The following is a 20,015-nucleotide window of genomic DNA, read 5'->3' as shown; positions in this document are numbered from 1 at the left end:
CGGAGGAGCCGACCTGTAAGCCGGGTTCTGTGCGACGATCTGCGACCGTCGCGGCGACCATCTCTCTGGATCCCTCTCGGGATCCCGGGGCCGTCGCCCTCGTGCAGCCGACCCGGGAACTCGAGGCGGGCCACCCCTCCGGCCGGGAATTCCGCGGCCGAACGCTCCCTGCTTGGCCTTGCTCCGGGTGGGGCTTGCCGAGCCGGACCGGTCACCCGATCCGCTGGTGAGCTCTTACCTCACCGTTTCACCCTTACCGCAACGCGGCGGTCTGTTCTCTGTGGCGCTTTCCGCGGGTCGCCCCGCCTGGGTGTTACCCAGCACCCTTGCCCTTCGGAGCCCGGACTTTCCTCGAACGTCTCCGCCCGCGGTCGCCCGGTCGGCTCCTCCGCGGAACGAGTATACGGGCGCCGTATCATCGGCGGACGATGCGGCCCGCTTCGCTCCTGATCGCGACGGTGTTCGCGGTCGGCGGCTGCGCCCCGCAACCCAACGGTCCGGCTGCGCCGATCGCTGTCGAGCAGTTAGGAGGAGCCCCGGCCCTCGAAGCCTCGGCCGCCAGAGCAGCCGTCGTGGACTTCGTCTCCGCATATGCCGCCTCGCCGACGGAGGGGGTAGGCGCCCTCGCCCAATCGGTGGCCAGCCCCGAGCTCGACACGTGGGTGCGGTGGCTCGACGTTCAGCACCGAGAGTTCGAAGGCGCGATCGACGCGGTCGCCGACGTTCGCGACGTGGAGTTCGTCGGATCTCTCGAGGAGGACCGTGCTCGGATCGCGCAGGTCGCCCTGTCGGCGTCGGTCGTCTTCCACATCGATCCGGATGAGGATGACGCTTTCGAGTCGGTGCGGATCCTCGACGGCGCGGTCACGCTCATGCAGACCGACGATGCGGCGACGTACAAGGTGTTCGATCTTCAGCGCGACGGCGTGCGGATGTCCGAGGCGATCGAGGCCTTCCGAGACGAGGTGCGGACGGAGCAGCAGGTCGAGGTGCAGCTGGACTCGCTGTTCATGTTCCCGCCGAACTGGCAGTTCAACATGGTGATACGAAACGACGCATCGGAGCCCTTGTTCCTCGACGCGAACTCAACGGGCCTCTACGTGGAGGAAGGAGACGGGTTCGAACGAATACCAGCGGTGATCAGCGGATCGTTCGAGGTCGTGCCGCCGGCGTCGGAGGTCGAGGGGATCCTCGCGTTCCGTTTGCAACCGACCGCGTCGGGCCGCGTCCTGACGCTCGCCTACAAGCTCGGTCGTCGCGACCGGAACCAGGTCCTCTTCGAGTTCCCGCTCGAAGGGCTGGTTACGTCCGTTCCTCCTCCCCCTCCAGCAGACCAGGAGACCGCGGGGGACGTGACCACGTAGCGCCGGCTCCGGCGAGCCACGCATCCACGCCGTCGTTCGCCAGTCGATCGGCCTCTATGTTCTCCTCGCGTGGAACGTGCTCGTACCGAACGGCTCGGAATCCGGCGGCGAGCGACCGTACGCGAGCATGCAACCGCTGCAGCGTGGGGTTCTTCACTCGGTATCTGCCCGAGAGCTGCTCGACGAGCAGTCTGCTGTCAGAACGCAGCAACACATCGGTCGCGCCCAGCTCTGCAACGCGTTCCAGCCCGCGGATCGCAGCCGTGTACTCGGCGACGTTGTTCGTGGCCACGCCGATGCCTTCGGCGACCTCGGCAAGAACCGCTCCATTCGTGTCGGTGATCTGAACGCCGATGCCGGCGGGGCCCGGATTGCCCCGCGCGGCACCGTCACACGCGACGATCACGCGAAGACGACGATCCGCCGGCAGTACTCGCACCTTTTGATGCCGTCGTCGCGCTTCAGCCGGTCCAGCTCCATCGCGGAAAGCTTCTCGTGGCACGCCTGGCACACGCCGTCGACGATCGCCGCGGCGCCGATCCCCTTCTTCTGTCGACGGAGGTCGTCGTACAGCTCGAGCAGCTCCTCGTCGATCTGGTTGGTGAGCTCCGAGCGCGTCGCGCGAAGTTCGTCGAGGTTCCGGGCTATGTCGTCCAGCTCTCTCGCCGCGTCACCGCCGACCTCATCCACGCGCGCACGAGCGGCCGCGACCTCCTCCGTCGCCTTCGATGTGCGGGCGTCCATCTCCTCACGTCGAACCATAAGCTCGAGCACCTCATCTTCGGCGCGAGACCGTCGCTCCTTCAGGTTCGTGATCTCGTGCTGGAGCGCTTCGAGCTCCTTGGCGTTGGCGATACTCCCGTCGTACATGCGCTTTTGCTCGTCGTCGAGCTTTCGGCCAATCGATTCGATGTCGTGTTCGAATCGAGACGACTGCGAGGCGACCGAGTCGAGCGCGAGGCGAAGCTCGCCGAGTCGCGACTCGGCGTCCTCCATCTGCTTTCTGGCGATCGCCAGGTCTTCGCCCGCCTCGAGCTGCCCGCGGCGATGCTCGAGACGGTCGATCGAGGAATCGGTGGCTTGGAGATCGAGCAGTCGGTCCATCCCGCGCATCGACATGAGGGTAGCCGATGCGCATTGAACCACCGCTGGGCAGGGCGATGACACTCGCTCAAAGGAGCTCGAGCTGTTCGGCTTTCTCTCCACGAGGGCGTTCCGAGGTTCGCCACCGGCGGGGGCGCTCCGGCGCCGGCCGCGTGCCGCCGAGTTCGCGAATGAGATCGCCGACAGCATCGCCGAGCGCGTTCCGGTCGCCGGGCGGTCCGTACGGCGTTCGGTACATCTGCTCGTAACGGGGAACGAGGTCCGGGTAGGTCTCTGCGAGCCACGGCATGAACTCCTCGCGCACGCCAGGCCGCAGGTGCAACAGGATCGGCGAGACGTGCGTGGCGCCCGCATCGATCGCGGCGACAACCACCGCTCGGAGTTGGTCAGGACGATCGGAGATGCCCGGAAGGACCGGCGCCATCAGGATCCCGCACGGGATGCCCGCTTCGTTCAGGGCCGCGACGGCCTCCATGCGAGCCTTCGGGTGGGGCGTGCCGGGCTCGCTCGTGCGCCAAACGTCCTCGTCGAGCGTCCCGATCGAGAACGCCGTCGTGACCTCCGTGACGTTCGCCGCCTCGACGAGCCGGTCGAGGTCGCGCAGGATCAGCGTTCCCTTCGTGAGGATCGAGAACGGGTTCCGGTAATCACTGAGCGCCTCGATGATCCTGGGCATCAGCTTGTATCGGCCCTCGGCGCGCTGATACGGGTCGGTGTTCGTGCCCATCGCGATGCCCTCGCCCTTCCACTTCTTGGCGCCGAGCTGACGACGCAGAACATCGGGTGCGTTGACCTTGACGACGATCTTCGACTCGAAGTCCTTGCCCGCGTTCATGTCGAGGTACGTGTGCGTCGGTCGGGCAAAGCAGTTGTGGCTCACGACTCCATTCGCGATGAAGTCGCCGGTGCCGGTGGTGATGTCGTACATCGGTAGGTCGACACCCAGTGGTTCGACGGCTTCGACTCCCAACGGCGCATTGCTCTTGATAGCTTGGCCGTCGATCGAACGCTTCCTCGTGATAGCCGGATCTACGGTGTGAAAGAAGCGAAGATGCTCGCGTACACCACCCAGGACACAGACGTAGACGACAGGGTTCTTTCGTTTTTTTACCTCCAGCCTGAAGCGGAACCCAAACCGACGCAAGCAATGAACAAGCCGCTCGATCACAATCGCATTGGTGTTTGCGATACGCAGGATGCCGCAACTATAGCTGCCTTCAGCGTCGAAGATTCCGGCAAGGAATCCCTTGCGCCAGGAATCGGATGGGTTGGTCGGGATCGAACAAATATCCTCGATTGCGTAGACGCGGGTGCGGCCTGAGGCGCTAATCGCAGACAACGCCTTCCTTGCGCCGACCGCCTCTTGGAAGAGGAACTCTCGCGTAGCGATGTCGAATTCGGTCAGATACTCACGTGTTCGCCGGAGCGCCTCTAGATCGACGAGCGCGAGACGAAACTGATTGGCCACACGAGTAGATGAAAATGCCGCATCAGTCGATAGGTGGCCGTCTCCGCGAATCATTCCGCAGAGATAGCCGTATCGATAATGCGTGTCGTGGATCGGTTGGATCGCGAAGCGGCCGGTGCCCATCAGTTTGTTCCTCAGAGTGAGGTGCGGTCGCTGATCGGGCCCCTGCTCCGATCCGGTTACGTACTTCCAACCTCGGTTCGACAAATAGCGATGGTCACCACTGGCAACGAGCTCAGTTCCGTCTACCAATGTGATTCGGTACGCGGTCTTCACTGTCGACCAATGGGCGAGCACGCGCGTCTTGACGTAGTAGTGGTACTTGTCTCCAGCCACGGTCCCGTATACCTCGTCTCCCACCTCCACATCGGCGAGAGGCTTCGTTCGGCCGTCTCCCATCAAGATCGGAGTCTCACCGATCTGGCAGTACTCACAAGCATGCGAGCATCCCCGATACGGGTTGATCGTGTACTTGAACGGCAGGTAGTTGCCCGGGACCTGATTGATGATCGTCTTGCACTCCGCCTCGATGAACTCGATCCCGCGGAACTCCGGGGTGTCGAACGTCCGCCGGGCGATCTCGAAGAGCTGTTCGGGCATCGACCGAGGATAGAACACATGTTCGAGTCGCTGCAACTCCCGATCCGGGTGATCTAGGGTTCCGCGCATGTCGATCTGGCTCGTTCGACACGGCGAGACGGAATGGACACTGTCGGGTCAACACACGAGTCGAACCGACCTCCCGCTCACCGTCGAAGGAGAGCTCCAGGCCGTCGCGATGGGCAAGCTCCTCGCGGATCACCGCTTCGACGCGGTGCTGTCGAGCCCCATGCAACGCGCCGTCAACACGGCGAAGCTCGCGGGCTTCGGTGACCGCGTGCAGACGAACGATGCGCTGACGGAAGTCGACTACGGCGACTACGAAGGACTCACGACGAACGAGATCTGGGACAAGGCTCCCGGCTGGGAGCTCTTCCGAGAAGGCAGTCCAGGCGGCGAGACGCCACAGCAGATCGAGCACCGCATCAACGCGCTGCTTGGGGAGATTCAGACGCTCGGCCCGAGCGTGTTGCTGTTCGGCCACGGCCACTGCATGCGGGCGATCGGCGCTCGGTTCCTCGGGCTCCCGATAACGTTCGGGACTCATCTCCGGATCGACCCGTCGTCGGTATCCATCCTCTCGCACGAGCGCGACGGCCCAGCGATCGTCGTCTGGAACCGACGCGTCCCGACGCGCGCCGTCGTCGTTGCAGAGGCAGCCATGCGAGCGCGGAACTGATCGGATGGGCTGCCTCCTCGTCATCCTCGCCCTCATCACTCCCCGCGTCGTGATGTTCGTCATGTGGTTGTTCACCGATTACCTGAGCCGCGCGTTCTCGAGCGGATGGTGGGGCGTTCTCGGCTTCTTCTTCTTGCCGACGACATCGATCGGCTACGCGATCGCGAGGAATGAGTTCACTTCCCAGGGAGGCGGGATCGAGGCCGGCGGCATCATCGTCATCGTGATCGGCGTCGCAGCCGATCTCGGGCTCATCGGCGGCTCCGGACGAGGGCTCGGCAACCGCGACTGAGACCACCACCACCCACTCGACGTCTTCCCTAAAGCCGAGCCTGCATCGGCCGAAAGGACTAGTCCGGTTAGGTAGCTGTACACGTGGCCGTGATGGGCTATACAGGAACGAGGGCTATCACTGAAGAGATGGGCATGAGGCGAACAACCTCGCAGCCGCGCGCCGTCGTCGCAGACGGACGCCCGCTCGAACGCGGCCTCGTTCGTTTCCTTCTCGACGAGGCGGGTTACGTCGTCGTCGCCGAGGCGGGGGCTGCGCACGATACCGCGGAAGCCGTCCGCGAATACCAACCCGACGTGCTCGTCCTCAACGAGAACACCGCCGTCGACCACGGCGTTCCAGTCATTGCCGACCTCCGACGCGCGTCGCCGGCGACGAAGTTCATCCTCGTCACATCATCGGACACCACAGCGCCAGCCGAGCTGCTCGGCGAGGCCGATTCGGTCATCGAGGAAGGGGCCGGCATCAAGGAGCTGGGCTTCGCGCTCGAGAGCACGCGGCGAGGCGTACGGACCGAGACGGCCCGCGTCCAAGCCGCACTCGAACCTCTTTCGTTGAGCGAACCAGGGGTGCGCAACCATCTACGTTGGCTGGAACGAATGCAGGGCGCCGCCGCGGCGGCGATCCTGATCATCGCCATCGCCCTGTTCGTTGGTCCTTACGGCGGCGTGCCGTCGGGTCCTGACGGAAATCGCGAAGCGAACGTGCATATCTCCGCGGCGTTCCGGTCTCTGGACGAACTGGCCGAGCGTGTGTCGACCGCGGACCCCTCCGAGGTGGGATCACTCGCGGCGACGCTGTGGACGCAGCGAGCGCTGGCTTTGGCCTCGGGCGGAGATGTCACTGCCCTCGACGAGCAGATCGCCACAACGCTGCGACCACTGGTGCCGTCGATGTCGCCGGAGGCCGCTACGACATTGCTTGCCATCCTCAGAGACCTGGTGCCGGGAAGCGAAGCTCCCCCGCCTCCCGTCGATTCGACCATCACGCCGGAGCCATCGCCGCCGCCGGACGAGAGCGCAACGGTAAGCCCGTCGCCAGAATCGCCCGTCCCGAGCGAGACGCCCGCCCCCAGTCCCGAACCGGAGCCGAGTCACGGCCCACCGCCGAGACCAACGCCGAGTCCCGAACCGGAACCGACGAACACGCCGTCGCCGAGTCCCGAACCGGAACCGACGAACACGCCGTCGCCCAGTCCCGAACCGGAACCGACCGGGACGCCGTCGCCCAGTCCGGAACCCGAACCAACGGAGACGCCGACGCCGACTCCGTCCGACACTCCGTCGCCCACTCCGACTGACACTCCGTCGCCGACTCCGACCGAAACGCCGTCGACCAGTCCGACGGACACGCCGTCGCCGACTCCGAGCGAGACACCGTCGCCCACCCCGAGCGAGACACCGTCACCGACCGAGTCCCCCTCGCCCAGTTCGACCGAGACGCCGTCGCCAAGTCCCGAACCGGAGCCCACCGAGACGCCGTCGCCGACGACAGACGCGACGCCCATCAATCCCGGACTCATCGTTGTCCCACCGGCCCTCGGCGTGCTCGAGGCAGTGTCCCGTTCAACCCGCCGGCGCCGAAGCCAGCGAGGGCCGATCACCCACCTCCATTTGGGAATCTCAAGCTCCCAAACGGGCGAGACTGACGATCTCACAGCCGTGAACAGCCATTCCTTCGCATCGCAGCAAAACGTTGACGACGCCCAGGAATTGGTCCGTAGGTTGACAACTGTCCGAGCGGCGATCGAAGAGCAGAGCATTCGTGTCGCCGACTTGGAAGAACAATTCAAGAGCGAGCTACGACGCGTGCAGATGCTTCGGGCGCCGAGCGAAGACCCGTCGGACGCTGACTCCGTGACATTCCCCAGACCGCCTCAGGACCTGGCGTAGAGCGAGCTGCTGTTCCTTGATCTCCTGAGCGAGTTGGTTCGACCCGCCCTGAGTCGATAAGCGTGGCTAGGCTATGAGCCGGACCAAAGGAGGGGAACGATGCTTGCTGAGTTCAAGAAGTTCGTGATGCGCGGCAATCTCCTCGAGCTGGCCGTGGCCTTCATCCTGGGAGTCGCATTCGCGACCGTGGTGACCGCGTTCACCAACATCATTCTGAGTTTCATCGCTGCCATCTTCGGCGCCGAGGTGAGTTTCGATCACCTCACGTTCACCTTGAATGACACGCCGATCCCGTATGGAGCGTTCCTCACCGCCGTGGTGAGCTTCCTGATCATCGCGTGGGTTCTGTTCCTTTTGGTCCAGGCGTACAACCGGCTGAACGCACCGACTGAAGAGCCGAAGAACACCAAGCCTTGTGAGTACTGTCAGACGGAGATCCCCATCAATGCTGTGCGCTGTCCGAACTGTACGAGTCAGCTCGTGACGGCCGGCTCGTAGACAGCCGTGGGCGAATGGGGCTCAAGGGGCAGCCGAGCGAACCCGGCCCTTCTCTACGAGTAGCTCACCCGTATCGCCCGGACCTGACAGAACGCGTCGGCGTGAATGCTCACGGTTACTAGCACCTTGGATCGCTTCTTCTTCCACGACACGTTCCTGTTGTTCGTGCAGTCACCCGTGAGCTCAGCTCGAACCCCCGTCACCTTCCCACTGATACCCGGGACCCTGACCCGAACCCACGCTGTCCCGTACCCTTCGGCGCCGTCGCAGGAGAGGTCGACCCGAGGGTCGTTGCCCCAGTTATACGTTTGGACATCGCACTGGGCGTAGTGCTGGCCGTCCCAGACGAACTCTTCGTCCCAGGCGACTGCGTTCACACCGGCGTTCACTTCTTTGACGGCCGCCTCTGCGGGAGTGGCTGCGAGTGCGAGAAGGAGGGCTGCCGCGAGCCCTAGAATTGCGATGCGTCTCATCGGTCACCTCCATCCCGGTCGAACAGCGCCTGAAACTCCTGGTCTCGGGGTTATCGGCAGCGTGTCCGGAGGTCTGAAGGGCGGCGTTCGTTGTGGGCCTGGCGTGGGCGCTGAGGGACTCGAACCCCCGACCTCTTCCTTGTAAGGGAAGCGCTCTCCCGCTGAGCTAAGCGCCCGTCCACGCGTGCTCGACCGGCTCGCCGCGGACGTGGCCGCACGCGCGGCACACGACCTGTCCGAGCATGGCAGAAAGCCGCGTAGCGCCACAGGACTCGCATCGGTCGAGCTGCACGGCCCAGTCCGGCCGGTCCTCCTGGCACGTCGGGCATACGAGTACCTGCCGCCCGCCCGACGTCGCTCGGACCCATTGCCGTTCGCGCTTGTCCGGATCGTACGTCGGCCGGCCGCACAGGTAGCACGTCGGCCGGTGCTCCGGCGCGCCACCATTCTCCGTCAAGCCCACGACACCAGAGCATAGGCCAGCGATCACGCGCCGCCCGGGAGCCGCGGTTCGCTTGGCGCCGCCGTCGTACCTACGATGTCGCCAACGACTCGATCGGAGGCGAGAACGATGAGTGAACAAGGAAGCCGGGTTGTCGGATCGCTCGCCGCGGTAGGCGACCTGTCCGTCGAGCGCTCGCTCGTCGGCGCGTTGCGGGCGGAGAACGTTCGGTTCGAGCGATCGATCGCCGGACCGGTCATGGCGCGGGGCGACGTCTCGCTCGAGCAAGCGGGCTGCGGCCCGGTCCTATCGGGCGGGAACGTCTCGTTCCATCAAGCTGGCTGCGGGCCGGTGATGGCGCGTGGCGATGTGTCGTTCACGCAAGGCGGGACGCAGTCCGTCCTCGCCGGGTCGGCCTCGATCGGCAGAGGTGCGTTCGTCGGGGTAGTGATCTCGCCCAAGGTGACCGTCGCCGACGGCGCTCGTGTGCTCATGAACACGAAGCAGGCCGCGGCCCTCGGCGCGGCCGTCGGGGCGATCGTGGGTCTGTTCTTTCTCGGGCGCCGGCGCTAACTCGGCTCGATCAGGCATGCTCCGTCTCGCTCTCGACGAGACGGCGCGCGAGCTCGGGCAGCATCCCCACGGCCACGCGCGGTTCGGAATCGAGAAGCTCCCAGAACTCCGCGCGCGAGATGGCTACGCCGCGGACGGGCGTCAGTGCTCGCACCCGCGCGACGCGCGGCGTGTCGGTGAGGAGCGACAGCTCGCCGACGAACGAACCCGCACCACGCGTGAACGGTGCGTGGTTCGGCAAGTCGATCTCGATCGTCCCATCGATCACGACGAACATGCCCGACCCCGGCTGTCCGTGTTCGATCAGCACGAACCCGGACCCGACCTCGAACGATGTCGCCATGTCGGCGATGCGACGAAGGTGCTCGTCGTCGACCTCCGAGAACAACGGGATCTCGCGGAGGCGGCCGACGAGCTCGTCGCTCATATGCCGGTGCCTTCCTGCTCCATCGCTCGCTCCGTGATCATCGGCTGAGGCTCGCGCCGTTCGGGAACCTCGATGACGCGTTCCGCCGGGATCCTGCCACCCGGCCGGTGACGTCCACCGGTCCGGCGAGCGCGCCACACCGCCAACGTCATCGTGCCGAGGCCGAACACCGCGGCTGCGAACCACGCGATTCCGCCGACGATTGGGACTGCCAGCACCGCCGCTAGGATCGCCCATCCGATCAGCAACGCGAGCCATCCCGAGCGCGGAACGCCCCAGATCGCTCGTCCGATCACAAACGCGGTCCACGCGACGCCGATCGACCACAGGAACGCGAGCGCGAGGAGCAGTCCGAGGCCGAACGGCAGCGCGACGAGCGATACGAGTGCGAGCAGACCGACCGCCGGAATCAGGATGAACGCGGCTACGCCGATCCCGCCCGAGGCCCATGGCGACCCGCGCGCCACACGCGCGACCGTTTCCGCCCCTCCCGGCGCGACGAGCAACAACAGAGCGCCGAGAACGAGCGTCGAGAAGGCGACGGCGACCCACGTGCCGAGCGGGCCGAACAGCTCGATCGGCGTTCGGAACGTGAACGCGGCGCCCTCGCGTACGGTGCCGCCGACGCGTGACGCGGTATCCGCGCGAACGCGATCGCGCGCCATCACGTCGCCGAGGACCTGCGCGTCTGGTCCGAGCGTGACCGAGCCGTCAACGGCGACCACGCTGCCGCTCACCTGGCCGCCGACGTCGATCGATCCGTCCATCACGATGACGTCGCCTCGAACCACACCGGAGACGGTGACCGCGCCGCGCCCCACGATGACCTCCCCCACCTGGTCTCCCCGTCGGATCGTCACCTCGCCCGACAAAACGATGAGATCGCCGGAGTCGCGCCGCTCATCTGTCTCCTGTGCAATGGCTGCGGGAGCGAAGGTCACGAACGCCGTCACGGTGAACGCGAGCAGGTACGGGGCGCGCGGCACGGCGGCATCCTACCGGCGGGTTTCACCGATCCGGAGCAGCGGAGATGCGGACATATCGTGTCCGCTGTGCGCGGTACGGTGTCCGCGTGGCACTCGATCGGTTCTCCCCTCCCGTCGCGTCGTGGTTCTCCGCGACGTTCGCCGCACCGACGCCGGCGCAGGAGCTCGGCTGGCCGGCGATCTCGGAAGACGCGCACACGCTGATCCTGGCTCCCACGGGTTCGGGCAAGACCCTCGCTGCGTTCCTGTGGGCGCTCGACCGTCTGGCCACCGAGCCACCGCCGTCGCCCGCGGACCGCTGCCGCGTGCTCTACGTCTCGCCGCTCCGAGCCCTCGCGGTCGATGTCGAGAAGAACCTCCGGGCACCGCTCACCGGGATCGGTCTCGCTGCGGAACGGCTCGGCGTCCCGATCCACACGCCGCACGTGGCGATCCGCACGGGCGACACCCCGGCGAACGATCGCCGTCGCATCTCGACGAGGCCGCCGGACGTCCTCATCACTACGCCTGAGTCGCTGTACCTGATGCTTACATCTCGCGCTCGCGAGGTGCTGCGGAGCGTCCGATGGGTCATCGTCGACGAGATCCACTCGATCGCAGGGACAAAGCGTGGAGCGCACCTGGCGCTGTCGCTGGAGCGGCTCGAGGAGATCACACACGCGCCGCCACAACGCATCGGCCTTTCGGCGACGCAACGCCCGCTCGACGAGATCGCTCGATTCCTCGGCGGACAGGCGGAGAACGGACCGCGGCCGGTCACCGTCGTCGACGCCGGCCTCCGAAAGCCGATGGAGGTGGAGGTCGTGGTTCCGATCGATGACATGGCCTCCATCGGAACCCTCCCCGACGAGCCGGCCCAGGACCCGACCCAGCCGCCGGAGCGGATCAGCATCTGGCCGTCGATCCACCCTCGGCTTCTCGAGCTCGTGCAGAGCCATCGCTCGACCATCGTGTTCACGAACGCACGTCGCCTGGCCGAGCGGCTCGCGTCGCGGCTGAACGAGCTCGCCGGCGAGGACCTGGTCGCCGCCCATCACGGTTCGATCGCCCGAGAACAACGACTGGACATCGAGGACCGGCTGAAGCGCGGCGTGCTGAAGGGCATCGTCGCGACGAGCTCGCTCGAGCTCGGGATCGACATGGGGGCGGTCGACCTCGTCGTGCAGGTGGAGTCGCCCGGCTCGGTCGCACGCGGGGTGCAACGGATCGGGCGTGCGGGTCATCACGTCGGCGAGCCCTCGCGGGGGAAGGTGTTCCCGAAGTACCGCGGCGACCTCCTTGAGGCGACGGTCGTCGTTCGGCGGATGCTGAACGGCCAGATCGAGGAGACGCACTACCCCAGGAACCCGCTCGACGTCCTCGCACAGCAGATCGTCGCGATGTGCGCGGTTGACGAATGGACGGTCGACGATCTGGCCCGAGTGGTGCGGCGCGCCGCGAACTTCGCCGACCTCTCGGATGAGCTGCTCCGTAACGTGCTCGATCTGTTATCGGGGCGCTATCCCTCAGATGAGTTCGCCGAGCTCCGCCCCCGCATCGTGTGGGACCGGCGATCGGACGTGCTGCGCGCGAGAGAGGGCGCGGGACGGATCGCCATCGCCAGCGGTGGCACGATCCCCGATCGCGGACTGTTCGGCGTCTTCACCGTCGACGGGCGTCGCGTCGGCGAGCTCGACGAAGAGATGGTGTACGAAAGCCGCCGCGGCGAGGTGTTCCTGCTCGGCGCGACCGCGTGGCGGATCGAGGACATCACGTTCGAACGCGTCGTCGTCTCGCCCGCACCCGGAGAGCCGGGGAAGATGCCGTTCTGGAAGGGCGACAAGCCGGGGCGCCCTCTCGAGCTCGGTCGCGCGCTCGGCGCGACGACGCGGGAGCTCGCCGCTGCACCGCATGGACGGGCCGTCGAGCGGCTCCGGACCGAGTTCGCGCTCGACGAGCTCGCGGCCGAGAACCTGGTTGCGTACCTCGAGGATCAGCGCGAGGCGGCGGGCGCGATCCCCGACGACCGAACGATCGTCGTCGAGCGGTTCCGCGACGAGCTCGGCGACTACCGCGTGTGCCTGCTCTCGCCGTTCGGCGCGAAGGTGCACGCGCCGTGGGCCATGGCCATCGAGGCGCGCCTAGAGGAAGCGTACGGACTCGACGTGCAGGTGCTGTGGAGCGACGACGGCATCGTGATCCGACTCCCGGAGTCGGAGGAGCGCATCCCGGTCGAGGACCTCATCGTCGACCCGGAGGATGTGGAGGAGCTCGTGCTGCGGCGACTCCCCGCGACGGCGCTGTTCACGAGCGTGTTCCGCGAAGCCGCATCGCGCGCGCTCCTTCTCCCGCGTCGCCGGCCTGGTCAGCGGACACCGCTGTGGCAGCAGCGGCAGCGCGGGAAGGAGCTGCTCGAGGTCGCCTCGCGCTACCCGACCTTCCCCATCTTGCTCGAGGCGACCCGCGAGTGCCTCCGCGACGTGTTCGACCTGCCGGCGCTCAAAGAGGTGCTGGGCGACGTTCGCGCCCGAAGGGTCAGCGTGGTGCCCGTCGATCTCGAACGAGCGTCGCCGTTCGCGCAGTCGCTCGTGTTTGCATGGATCGCCGTCTACATGTACGAAGGTGACGCGCCGCTTGCCGAACGCAGGGCCGCCGCCCTCGCGCTCGACCGCGATCTGCTGCGCGAGTTGCTCGGAGCCGAGGATCTTCGCGAGCTGATCGACCCCGACGCGCTCGCCGACCTCGAGCTCGAGCTTCAGCACCTCGCGGAGGGACGTCGCGCGCGAAACGGCGACGACGTCCATGACCTGTTGCGGCGACTCGGTGACCTCTCGATCGACGAGATCTCGTTACGATCGAACGACAACCCCAGCGCGTGGATCGATGGGCTCGAACGCGAGGGTCGGGCCGTCCGACTCCACGTCGCGGGAGAGGAACGGTTCGTGGCGGTCGAGGACGCCGCGCGCTACCGGGACGCTCTGGGCGCCGCGCTCCCCGTCGGCGTTCCGGCGGTCTTCGCCGAACCCGTTGCAGCGCCGCTCGAGTCACTCGTCGCACGATACGCGCGCACGCACGGCCCGTTCCACGTGCGCGATGCGTCCGCGCGACTCGGTGCCACGGAAGAACGCGTTCGCCGAGCGCTCGGGCATCTCGAGTCGGAAGGCAGGGTGGCGTTCGGCGAGTTCCGCCCCGGCGGTTTGGAACGCGAGTGGGTGGACGTTGACGTGTTGCGTTCGCTGCGGCGCCGTTCCCTTGCCTCGCTCCGTCGCGAGGTCGAGCCCGTCGACGCCGCGACGCTGGCTCGGTTCCTCCCGCGGTGGCACTCGGTCGCGCGTCCGCGAACCGGACCGACCGCGCTCGTCGACACGATCGAGCAACTGCAAGGCGCGGCGATCCACGCCTCGATCCTGGAGACGGACGTGCTGCCGAGCCGCGCGCAGGGGTATCGATCGTCCGACCTCGACGCGTTGTGCGCGAGCGGTGAGCTGGTGTGGACGGGCGCCGGCGGCGTCGGCGCGGACGACGGCCGCGTGATGTTGGCGTTCCGCGACAGCCTTCGACTATTGGCTCCCCCACCGCCGGACGAACGCCCCTCCGGCGACATCCACGAGCGTCTCCGCGCCCACCTCGGAACGCACGGCGCGTCGTTCTGGCCGGAGCTCCTTCGGGCCAGCGAGGAGCCCGACGAGCGGGCGGTGCTCTCGGCGCTGTGGGACCTGGTGTGGGCGGGCGAGGTCACGAACGACACGCTCGCGCCGCTTCGTGCGTTCCTCGGCCGCGGATCGAAGCGGTCGAGGGGTTCGGGAAGGCCGCGGCCCGGAGCCCTCCGGCGCGCCGGGCCGCCGGCCGCCGCCGGCAGGTGGTCGCTCGTCGCGCCGCTCCTCGATCCCGCGCCGTCGCCGACCGAGACGGCGCATGCCCGCGCCATGCAACTGCTCGAGCGGCACGGCGTGCTGACGCGTGAGGCTGTTCTCGCCGAAGCCGCGCCGGGCGGATACGCCGGAGTGTACGGGGTGCTCCGGGCGCTCGAGGAGTCGGGCAAGGTCCGGCGCGGCTACTTCGTCGACGGCCTCGGCGCGGCGCAGTTCGCGGCGCCGGGCGCCGTGGAACGTCTGCGTGAGCTGAGGGAACCGGACCGAACGGAGTCGATCGTCCTGTCCCTTGCCGCGGCGGACCCGGCGCAGCCGTACGGGGCGGCGCTCGCGTGGCCCGAGAGCACCGGTCGACCCGCCCGGACCGCCGGCTCGTACGTCGTGCTGGCCGACGGCGCGCTTGCGGCCTATCTCGAGCGTGGTGGCCGAACGCTCGTCACGTTCGACGATGCGGCGAACTCCGACTGGCCCGATTCGCTCGCAGCGCTCGTGAAGGACGGACGGGTGCGGAAGATCGAGCTGTCGCGGATCGACGGGGAGCCGGCGACGAGCTCTCCGCACGCCGACCGGTTGCGCACGGCGGGCTTCGTCGACGGCTACCGCGGACTGTCGCTCCGCGCGTGACGCGAACTATCGTGCGTTGATGCACGCGAGCGACGGCGGTTCGATCGAGCGCGCGCTCTCAGGGACGGGGCGGCGCTTCGCCATCGCGACGCCGCACGTCGAGGCGACCGCGGCGGGGCTGGAGGCCTTCGACAGCGGCGGGAACGCCGTCGACGCGGCACTGGCCGCCGCGACGACCCTCGCCGTTGTGTACCCACACATGTGTGGCGTCGGCGGCGATCTGTTCGCGCTGATCCACGAGCCGGACGGTCGAACCGTGGTGCTGAACGCGAGCGGGGCAGCGGCCGCGGCCTCAGACATCGATTCGCTCGCACGCCAATTCGCGACGATGCCGGAGTCCGGTCCACACGCTGTGACGGTTCCCGGAGCCGTGTCCGGATGGTGGCAACTCGGGAAACACTGGTCGGATCTGGGGTTCTCGCGTGCGTTCACCCGAGCGATCTCGCTCGCGCGCGACGGGACTGCCGTCGCACGCTCGCTCGCCGAGAGCATCAGGTCACACAGAGAGCAGATCTTCGCCGACCCCGGCCTGCGTGACGTGTACGCACGAGACGCGACGATGCTCGGCGAAGCTTCCATCCTCGTCCAGACGGCCCTCGCGCGAACGCTCGAGACGCTCGTGGACGGAGGTCCCGAAGCGCTGTACGGCGGCGAGATCGGTGCGTCCATCGCCGACCATCTCGCGTCGCTCGGGGGAGCGATGACGATCGACGATCTCGCAGCGCACGAGGCCGAGCTCGACTCGCCGCTCAAGCTCCGCTATCGCGACCTCGACGTGAACGTCGCGCCGCCGAACTCGCAGGGGTTCGTTCTGCTGCAGATCCTCGCCGCAATCGAGCGACTGGAGATCGATCCGGATCCACTCGGTCCGGACGCCGGAACGATCGCGGAGGTGTTCCGCGTCACGGCGATCGACCGCGACCGACACAACGCCGATCCCCGCTTCGCCCGCGTCCCCGCCGGGACGCTCCTCGACGAAGGCCACCTCGCCGGCATCGTCGACCAGGTACGCGAGCCACAACTGAGCGAAGCCGCACGATCGTTCACGGACGACACCGTCGCGCTCGTCGCCGCGGACCATCGGGGCCTCGCGATCGCGTTGATCCAAAGTCTGTACTCCGGGTTCGGTTCAGGCATCCTGGACCCCGCTACCGGAGTCGTGCTTCACAACCGCGGCGCCGCGTTCGTCCTCGACCCCGACCATCCGAACGCACTCGCAGGGGGGAAACGCCCGGCGCATACGCTTCTCCCCGTAATCGTCGAGCGCGAAGGGCAGCTCGCAGCGGTGACGGGAACGATGGGCGGCGGAGGCCAGCCGCAGATCGACGCGATGTCGATCCTGCGTGCGTTCGACCTTGGGATGGACGCCGCGAGCGCCGTTCGGGCGCCGCGCTGGCTCGTCGGGGGCATGGAGCTCGGGTCCACCGAGCGCGCGCTCGTCGCCGAGGGCGCGGTTCCCCCGTCCACACGGGACGCGCTGACCACCAACGGTTACCGAGTCGATGTCCTCGAGGACGTGAGCGAAGATGTCGGACACGCCCATCTGATCAGGGTCATGGACGACGGGTCGTTCGACGCGGGCAGCGATCCACGCGCCGATGGCGGCGTTGCCGCTCGCTGAGCAGGCACGACGCAGATCGTTCAAGGAGAGGTCCTGGAAGGCGTCGATGTCGGCGCTAGCATGAACCGCGATGGCGCTCTCGAGCGCGGAGGTCCCGAAGGATCCGTTCGTCGCGGCGGTGGTTCACGACCTGCGGACTCCCCTGTCGGCCATCATCGGGCTCGCGGCGACGCTCGAAGATGGCTCGTTCGAGAGCAACGAGGTGAGGGACCTCGCCGCGCGCATCGGCACGAACGCTCGCAAGCTCGAACGCATGGTGAACGATCTCCTCGACCTCGACCGGCTGTCGCGGGGGATCGTGCGACCGAAGCTGTGGCCCACGGACGTTGGCTCGTTGGTCGAGCGCGTGGTGAACGAATCCGAGCTGCGTACGGAACGCGAGATCGTCGTGGATGCCGAGGATGTCGTCGCCGAGATCGACGAGTCGAAGGTCGAGCGGATCGTGGAGAACCTGCTGACGAACGCCGTTCGTCACACACCCGACGGTGCGAAGGTCTGGGTCTCGGCTTGCGCAGAAGGCGACGGCGTCGTGATCCTCGTCGACGACGAGGGACCGGGCGTTCCGGCCGAGCGGCGCGAGGCGATCTTCGATCCGTTCAACAAACGATCAGACGACGGTCCGGGTGTCGGCATCGGACTCTCGCTGGTGCGTCGTTTCGCCGAGCTCCACGGCGGCCGCGCGTGGGTCGAGTCGCGTGAGGCGGGTGGCGCGTCGTTCCGAGTGTGGATCCCCCGGCGCGGCCGGGCCACGACGTAGACCCGCTACACGGTTGCCAGCTCGTCCTGCGGCCGATCGCTCGCCAGCCACGAGTAGGCCTCTTCCTCCTGTGCGAAGTGCAGCCGAAGAACGGCGTGAAGCCCGTACAACACGCGGCGAAGGTCGACGAGGTCCTCGCGCGTCGGTCCGTCTTCAGGGGTGTCAGCGACGAGATGGCCGAACACGCGCGCCAGATGTTCGATCTCCATGTGCGCGCGTTCCATCGACCCCATCGGATCCTCGCCGCCCATGAGCCGGGCGACGACCGGATAGACCGCGGCTTCCTCTTCCTGCTCGTGTCGCGGCAAGCGCTCGAGCAGGAACCACCTGATCCGTTCCAGCTCCTCGCGCGCGTCCGCGGGCGCGAACGTGTCGAGACGGTCCGCGACCGAACGGATCCTCTGCAGCTCCGGGGCGAACTCTCGATGTTCAGCACGGAAGCGTTCGCCGACTTGCGAACCGGGGCCGGCGGCGGCCTGTGCACTCGCTCGGTCTCCACGCAGCGCGCGCAGGGCGTTCACGATCACGGCGACGTCGATCGCTTCCTGTACCAGCGCGCCGGCGACCGGCACGAGCAGTCCAGCGGCGCCGAGAAACATCGCCCCGAACGACAGTCCCATGCCGGCGAGCACGCTCTGCAAGGCGATCCCGCGAGACCGGCGCGCGATCCGGATCGCCTCTGCCACGCGGTCAAGACGATCCACCGCGAGCACGACGTCCGCCGCCTCCGACGACGCGGTCGAGCCGCGAGCGCCCATCGCCACGCCCACGTCGGCCGCGGCGAGCGCCGGCGCATCGTTGACGCCGTCGCCGACCATGATCGTCACCGCGCCCTCGCCCTCCGCGCGAACCGCGTCGACCTTGTCCGCCGGGTCGCGCTCCGAGAGGATCCGGTCGACGCCGATCGCGATGCCGACGGACTCCGCCACGTCCGCGTGATCGCCGGTGACCATCACGACGCGCTTCACGCCGGCGCGGCGCAGCGTTCGGATCACGCGCGGCGTGTCGGGACGGATCGGATCGTCCAGGATCAATGTGCCGACCACCGCACCATCGATCGAGACGAACACGCTGGAGGAACCCTCCATCGCCGTTCGCCGCCGAACCTCGCGAGCACGATCGGGAAGCGGACCGCCGTGCGCCACCCACGACGCCTTGCCGAGGGCGACTGTGCGGCCATCTACGATGCCGCGGATCCCCGAGCCGCCTTCTTCTCGAACCTCGATGGGGAACGTCAGGGGCAGGTCGCGCCGGCGCGCGGCGGTGACGATCGCGCCGGCGAGCACGTGCGGTGAGACCTGATCGAGCGACGCGGCAAGCCGAAGGACCTCGGCCGGATCGCCACCACCGAACAGCTCGACGTCGGTGAGCTCTGGCGCACCCGCGGTCAGCGTCCCCGTCTTGTCGAACAGGAGAACCGTTCCGCGCGCGAGGGCCTCGAGCGAACCGCCGCCCTTCACGATGATGCCGCGCTTGGCCGCGCGCGAGATGCCCGCGACGATAGCGATCGGTGCCGCGAGGATCAGCGGGCACGGCGTGGCGACCACGAGCACGGCGAGCGCCCGAACCGCGTCGCCGGTGATCGCCCAGGCGCCGCCCGCGATCGCCAGCGTGACAGGAACGAACACGAGCGCGTAGCGATCGGCCAGCCGGACGAACGGGGCCTTCTCCCTCTGAGCCTGTTCGACCAGACGGACGATGCCGGCGTACGTGCTTTCCCTCGCGGAGGCCACCGCGCGCAGGTCGAAGCTTTCGCCGGCGTTCACGGCGCCGCTCCGCAGCCGTTCGGCGCGAACGCACTCCACCGGACGGCTCTCGCCCGTGAGCGCGGATTCGTCGAGCACGGCGTTCTCCGATTCGAGGATCCCGTCGACGGGGACGACCTCGCCGCGTTTGACGAGCAGGCGATCGCCGGGTCCGACCTCTTCGATGGAGATCGATCGCAGTTCGGCGCCGGCATAACGGTGCGCGGTCCGAGGCGCACGTTCCAACAGCGCCGAGAGCTCCCGATGTGCCCGGGTGTCGGCGAACTCCTCGAGCGACCGGCCGGTCGCGAGCATCAACGCGATGACCGCGCCGGCGAGGTACTCGCCAAGCGCGAGCGCGCCGCCCATCGCCAGCACGGCGATGACATCGACCCCCGGCTGTCGACGGGCCACGCCGGCGACGACCTCCCACACGATGGGGACGAGACCGACAGCGGTCGTGATCGCCCATGCCAGGTCGGCCGCGTGGGCGCTCCCGGCGAGTCGGAATGCCCCGCCGGTGGCGATACCCACCACGGAAAGAGCGAGGAAGACCGTTGCGGAGGAGAACTTCACGCGTCGTGCCACGATCGGCCATCCTACGAGCGGGGGCGCTTCT

General features: G+C 67.6%; 17 protein-coding genes, 1 tRNA gene and 1 other RNA gene. 8 read left to right on the top strand and 11 right to left on the bottom strand.

The features are described 5' to 3' along the window. Positions 1-387: RNase P RNA component class A (rnpB, locus tag VFA08_02800), an RNA gene on the bottom strand. Positions 388-428: 41 nt separating this feature from the next. Between rnpB and VFA08_02795 the strand changes: the two genes are divergently transcribed. Next, a complete protein-coding gene (locus tag VFA08_02795; GenBank protein ID HYZ12515.1) occupies positions 429-1,364 on the top strand; it encodes a hypothetical protein in 936 nt (311 codons plus the stop codon). On the opposite strand, the gene VFA08_02790 is transcribed toward VFA08_02795, so the two are convergent. From VFA08_02790 to VFA08_02780, 3 genes are read right to left on the bottom strand one after another with little or no spacing between them, the layout of a single operon-like run. Continuing rightward, the gene (locus tag VFA08_02790) at positions 1,303-1,770 is read right to left on the bottom strand and encodes a ribonuclease HI family protein (GenBank protein ID HYZ12514.1); all 468 of its coding nucleotides are present in this window, start codon (positions 1,768-1,770) and stop codon (positions 1,303-1,305) included. The genes VFA08_02795 and VFA08_02790 overlap by 62 nt on opposite strands. Next, entirely contained in the window at positions 1,767-2,477 is a 711-nt protein-coding gene (locus VFA08_02785; protein ID HYZ12513.1) for a C4-type zinc ribbon domain-containing protein, read from the bottom strand. The genes VFA08_02790 and VFA08_02785 overlap by 4 nt, the downstream gene beginning before the upstream one ends. Positions 2,478-2,535: 58 nt before the next feature. After that, complete coding sequence (locus VFA08_02780) at positions 2,536-4,536, bottom strand: intein-containing Rv2578c family radical SAM protein (protein ID HYZ12512.1); 2,001 nt, start codon at positions 4,534-4,536, stop codon at positions 2,536-2,538. A 67-nt stretch (positions 4,537-4,603) separates the two neighbouring features. Between VFA08_02780 and VFA08_02775 the strand changes: the two genes are divergently transcribed. Together VFA08_02775 and VFA08_02770 are read left to right on the top strand one after the other, a co-directional pair. Further along, positions 4,604-5,215: a histidine phosphatase family protein gene (locus VFA08_02775; GenBank protein HYZ12511.1), complete on the top strand. Its 612-nt coding sequence runs from the start codon at positions 4,604-4,606 to the stop codon at positions 5,213-5,215. 4 nt (positions 5,216-5,219) lie between these two features. Continuing rightward, positions 5,220-5,507, top strand: coding sequence for a hypothetical protein (locus tag VFA08_02770; GenBank protein ID HYZ12510.1), 288 nt, complete (start codon positions 5,220-5,222; stop codon positions 5,505-5,507). A 1,093-nt stretch (positions 5,508-6,600) separates the two neighbouring features. Here the strand turns inward: VFA08_02770 and VFA08_02765 are convergent. Continuing rightward, positions 6,601-7,029, bottom strand: a complete 429-nt coding sequence (locus VFA08_02765) for a hypothetical protein (GenBank protein ID HYZ12509.1) — start codon at positions 7,027-7,029, stop codon at positions 6,601-6,603. 469 nt (positions 7,030-7,498) lie between these two features. Between VFA08_02765 and mscL the strand changes: the two genes are divergently transcribed. Beyond that, positions 7,499-7,897 (top strand): large conductance mechanosensitive channel protein MscL, encoded by a 399-nt coding sequence (gene mscL, locus VFA08_02760; GenBank protein ID HYZ12508.1) that lies wholly within the window; start codon positions 7,499-7,501, stop codon positions 7,895-7,897. 53 nt (positions 7,898-7,950) lie between these two features. Here the strand turns inward: mscL and VFA08_02755 are convergent, their stop codons facing one another. From VFA08_02755 to VFA08_02745, 3 genes are all read right to left on the bottom strand, one after another. Continuing rightward, positions 7,951-8,370 carry a hypothetical protein gene (locus VFA08_02755; protein ID HYZ12507.1) on the bottom strand — a complete coding sequence of 140 codons (420 nt, stop codon included), beginning with the start codon at positions 8,368-8,370 and terminating at the stop codon, positions 7,951-7,953. A 104-nt stretch (positions 8,371-8,474) separates the two neighbouring features. After that, positions 8,475-8,546 (bottom strand) — tRNA-Val (locus tag VFA08_02750). After that, on the bottom strand, positions 8,537-8,833 hold the full coding sequence (locus VFA08_02745; protein HYZ12506.1) for a hypothetical protein: 297 nt from the start codon (positions 8,831-8,833) through the stop codon (positions 8,537-8,539). The genes VFA08_02750 and VFA08_02745 overlap by 10 nt, the downstream gene beginning before the upstream one ends. 108 nt (positions 8,834-8,941) lie before the next feature. Here VFA08_02745 and VFA08_02740 point away from each other — a divergent pair, with 108 nt between their 5' ends. Continuing rightward, complete coding sequence (locus VFA08_02740; protein HYZ12505.1) at positions 8,942-9,385, top strand: hypothetical protein; 444 nt, start codon at positions 8,942-8,944, stop codon at positions 9,383-9,385. 10 nt (positions 9,386-9,395) lie between these two features. Here VFA08_02740 and VFA08_02735 read toward each other — a convergent pair whose 3' ends face one another. Further along, positions 9,396-9,812: a Crp/Fnr family transcriptional regulator gene (locus VFA08_02735; GenBank protein ID HYZ12504.1), complete on the bottom strand. Its 417-nt coding sequence runs from the start codon at positions 9,810-9,812 to the stop codon at positions 9,396-9,398. Continuing rightward, positions 9,809-10,798: a polymer-forming cytoskeletal protein gene (locus tag VFA08_02730; protein HYZ12503.1), complete on the bottom strand. Its 990-nt coding sequence runs from the start codon at positions 10,796-10,798 to the stop codon at positions 9,809-9,811. The genes VFA08_02735 and VFA08_02730 overlap by 4 nt, the downstream gene beginning before the upstream one ends. An 86-nt stretch (positions 10,799-10,884) precedes the next feature. Between VFA08_02730 and VFA08_02725 the strand changes: the two genes are divergently transcribed. The 3 genes from VFA08_02725 (at position 10,885) to VFA08_02715 (ending at position 17,651) form a co-directional block, all read left to right on the top strand. Next, on the top strand, positions 10,885-15,273 hold the full coding sequence (locus tag VFA08_02725) for a DEAD/DEAH box helicase (GenBank protein HYZ12502.1): 4,389 nt from the start codon (positions 10,885-10,887) through the stop codon (positions 15,271-15,273). 19 nt (positions 15,274-15,292) lie between these two features. Further along, positions 15,293-16,894, top strand: coding sequence for a gamma-glutamyltransferase (locus VFA08_02720; protein HYZ12501.1), 1,602 nt, complete (start codon positions 15,293-15,295; stop codon positions 16,892-16,894). Between the two features lie 70 nt (positions 16,895-16,964). Continuing rightward, positions 16,965-17,651: an ATP-binding protein gene (locus VFA08_02715; protein HYZ12500.1), complete on the top strand. Its 687-nt coding sequence runs from the start codon at positions 16,965-16,967 to the stop codon at positions 17,649-17,651. Positions 17,652-17,656: 5 nt separating this feature from the next. On the opposite strand, the gene VFA08_02710 is transcribed toward VFA08_02715, so the two are convergent. Continuing rightward, entirely contained in the window at positions 17,657-19,984 is a 2,328-nt protein-coding gene (locus tag VFA08_02710) for a heavy metal translocating P-type ATPase (GenBank protein HYZ12499.1), read from the bottom strand. Between the last annotated feature and the right edge of the window lie 31 nt (positions 19,985-20,015).

This window comes from Actinomycetota bacterium (genome assembly GCA_035640355.1).
Classification (GTDB): domain Bacteria; phylum Actinomycetota; class UBA4738; order UBA4738; family HRBIN12; genus CALGFI01.
This window is presented reverse-complemented; position numbering and strand designations above follow the sequence as displayed.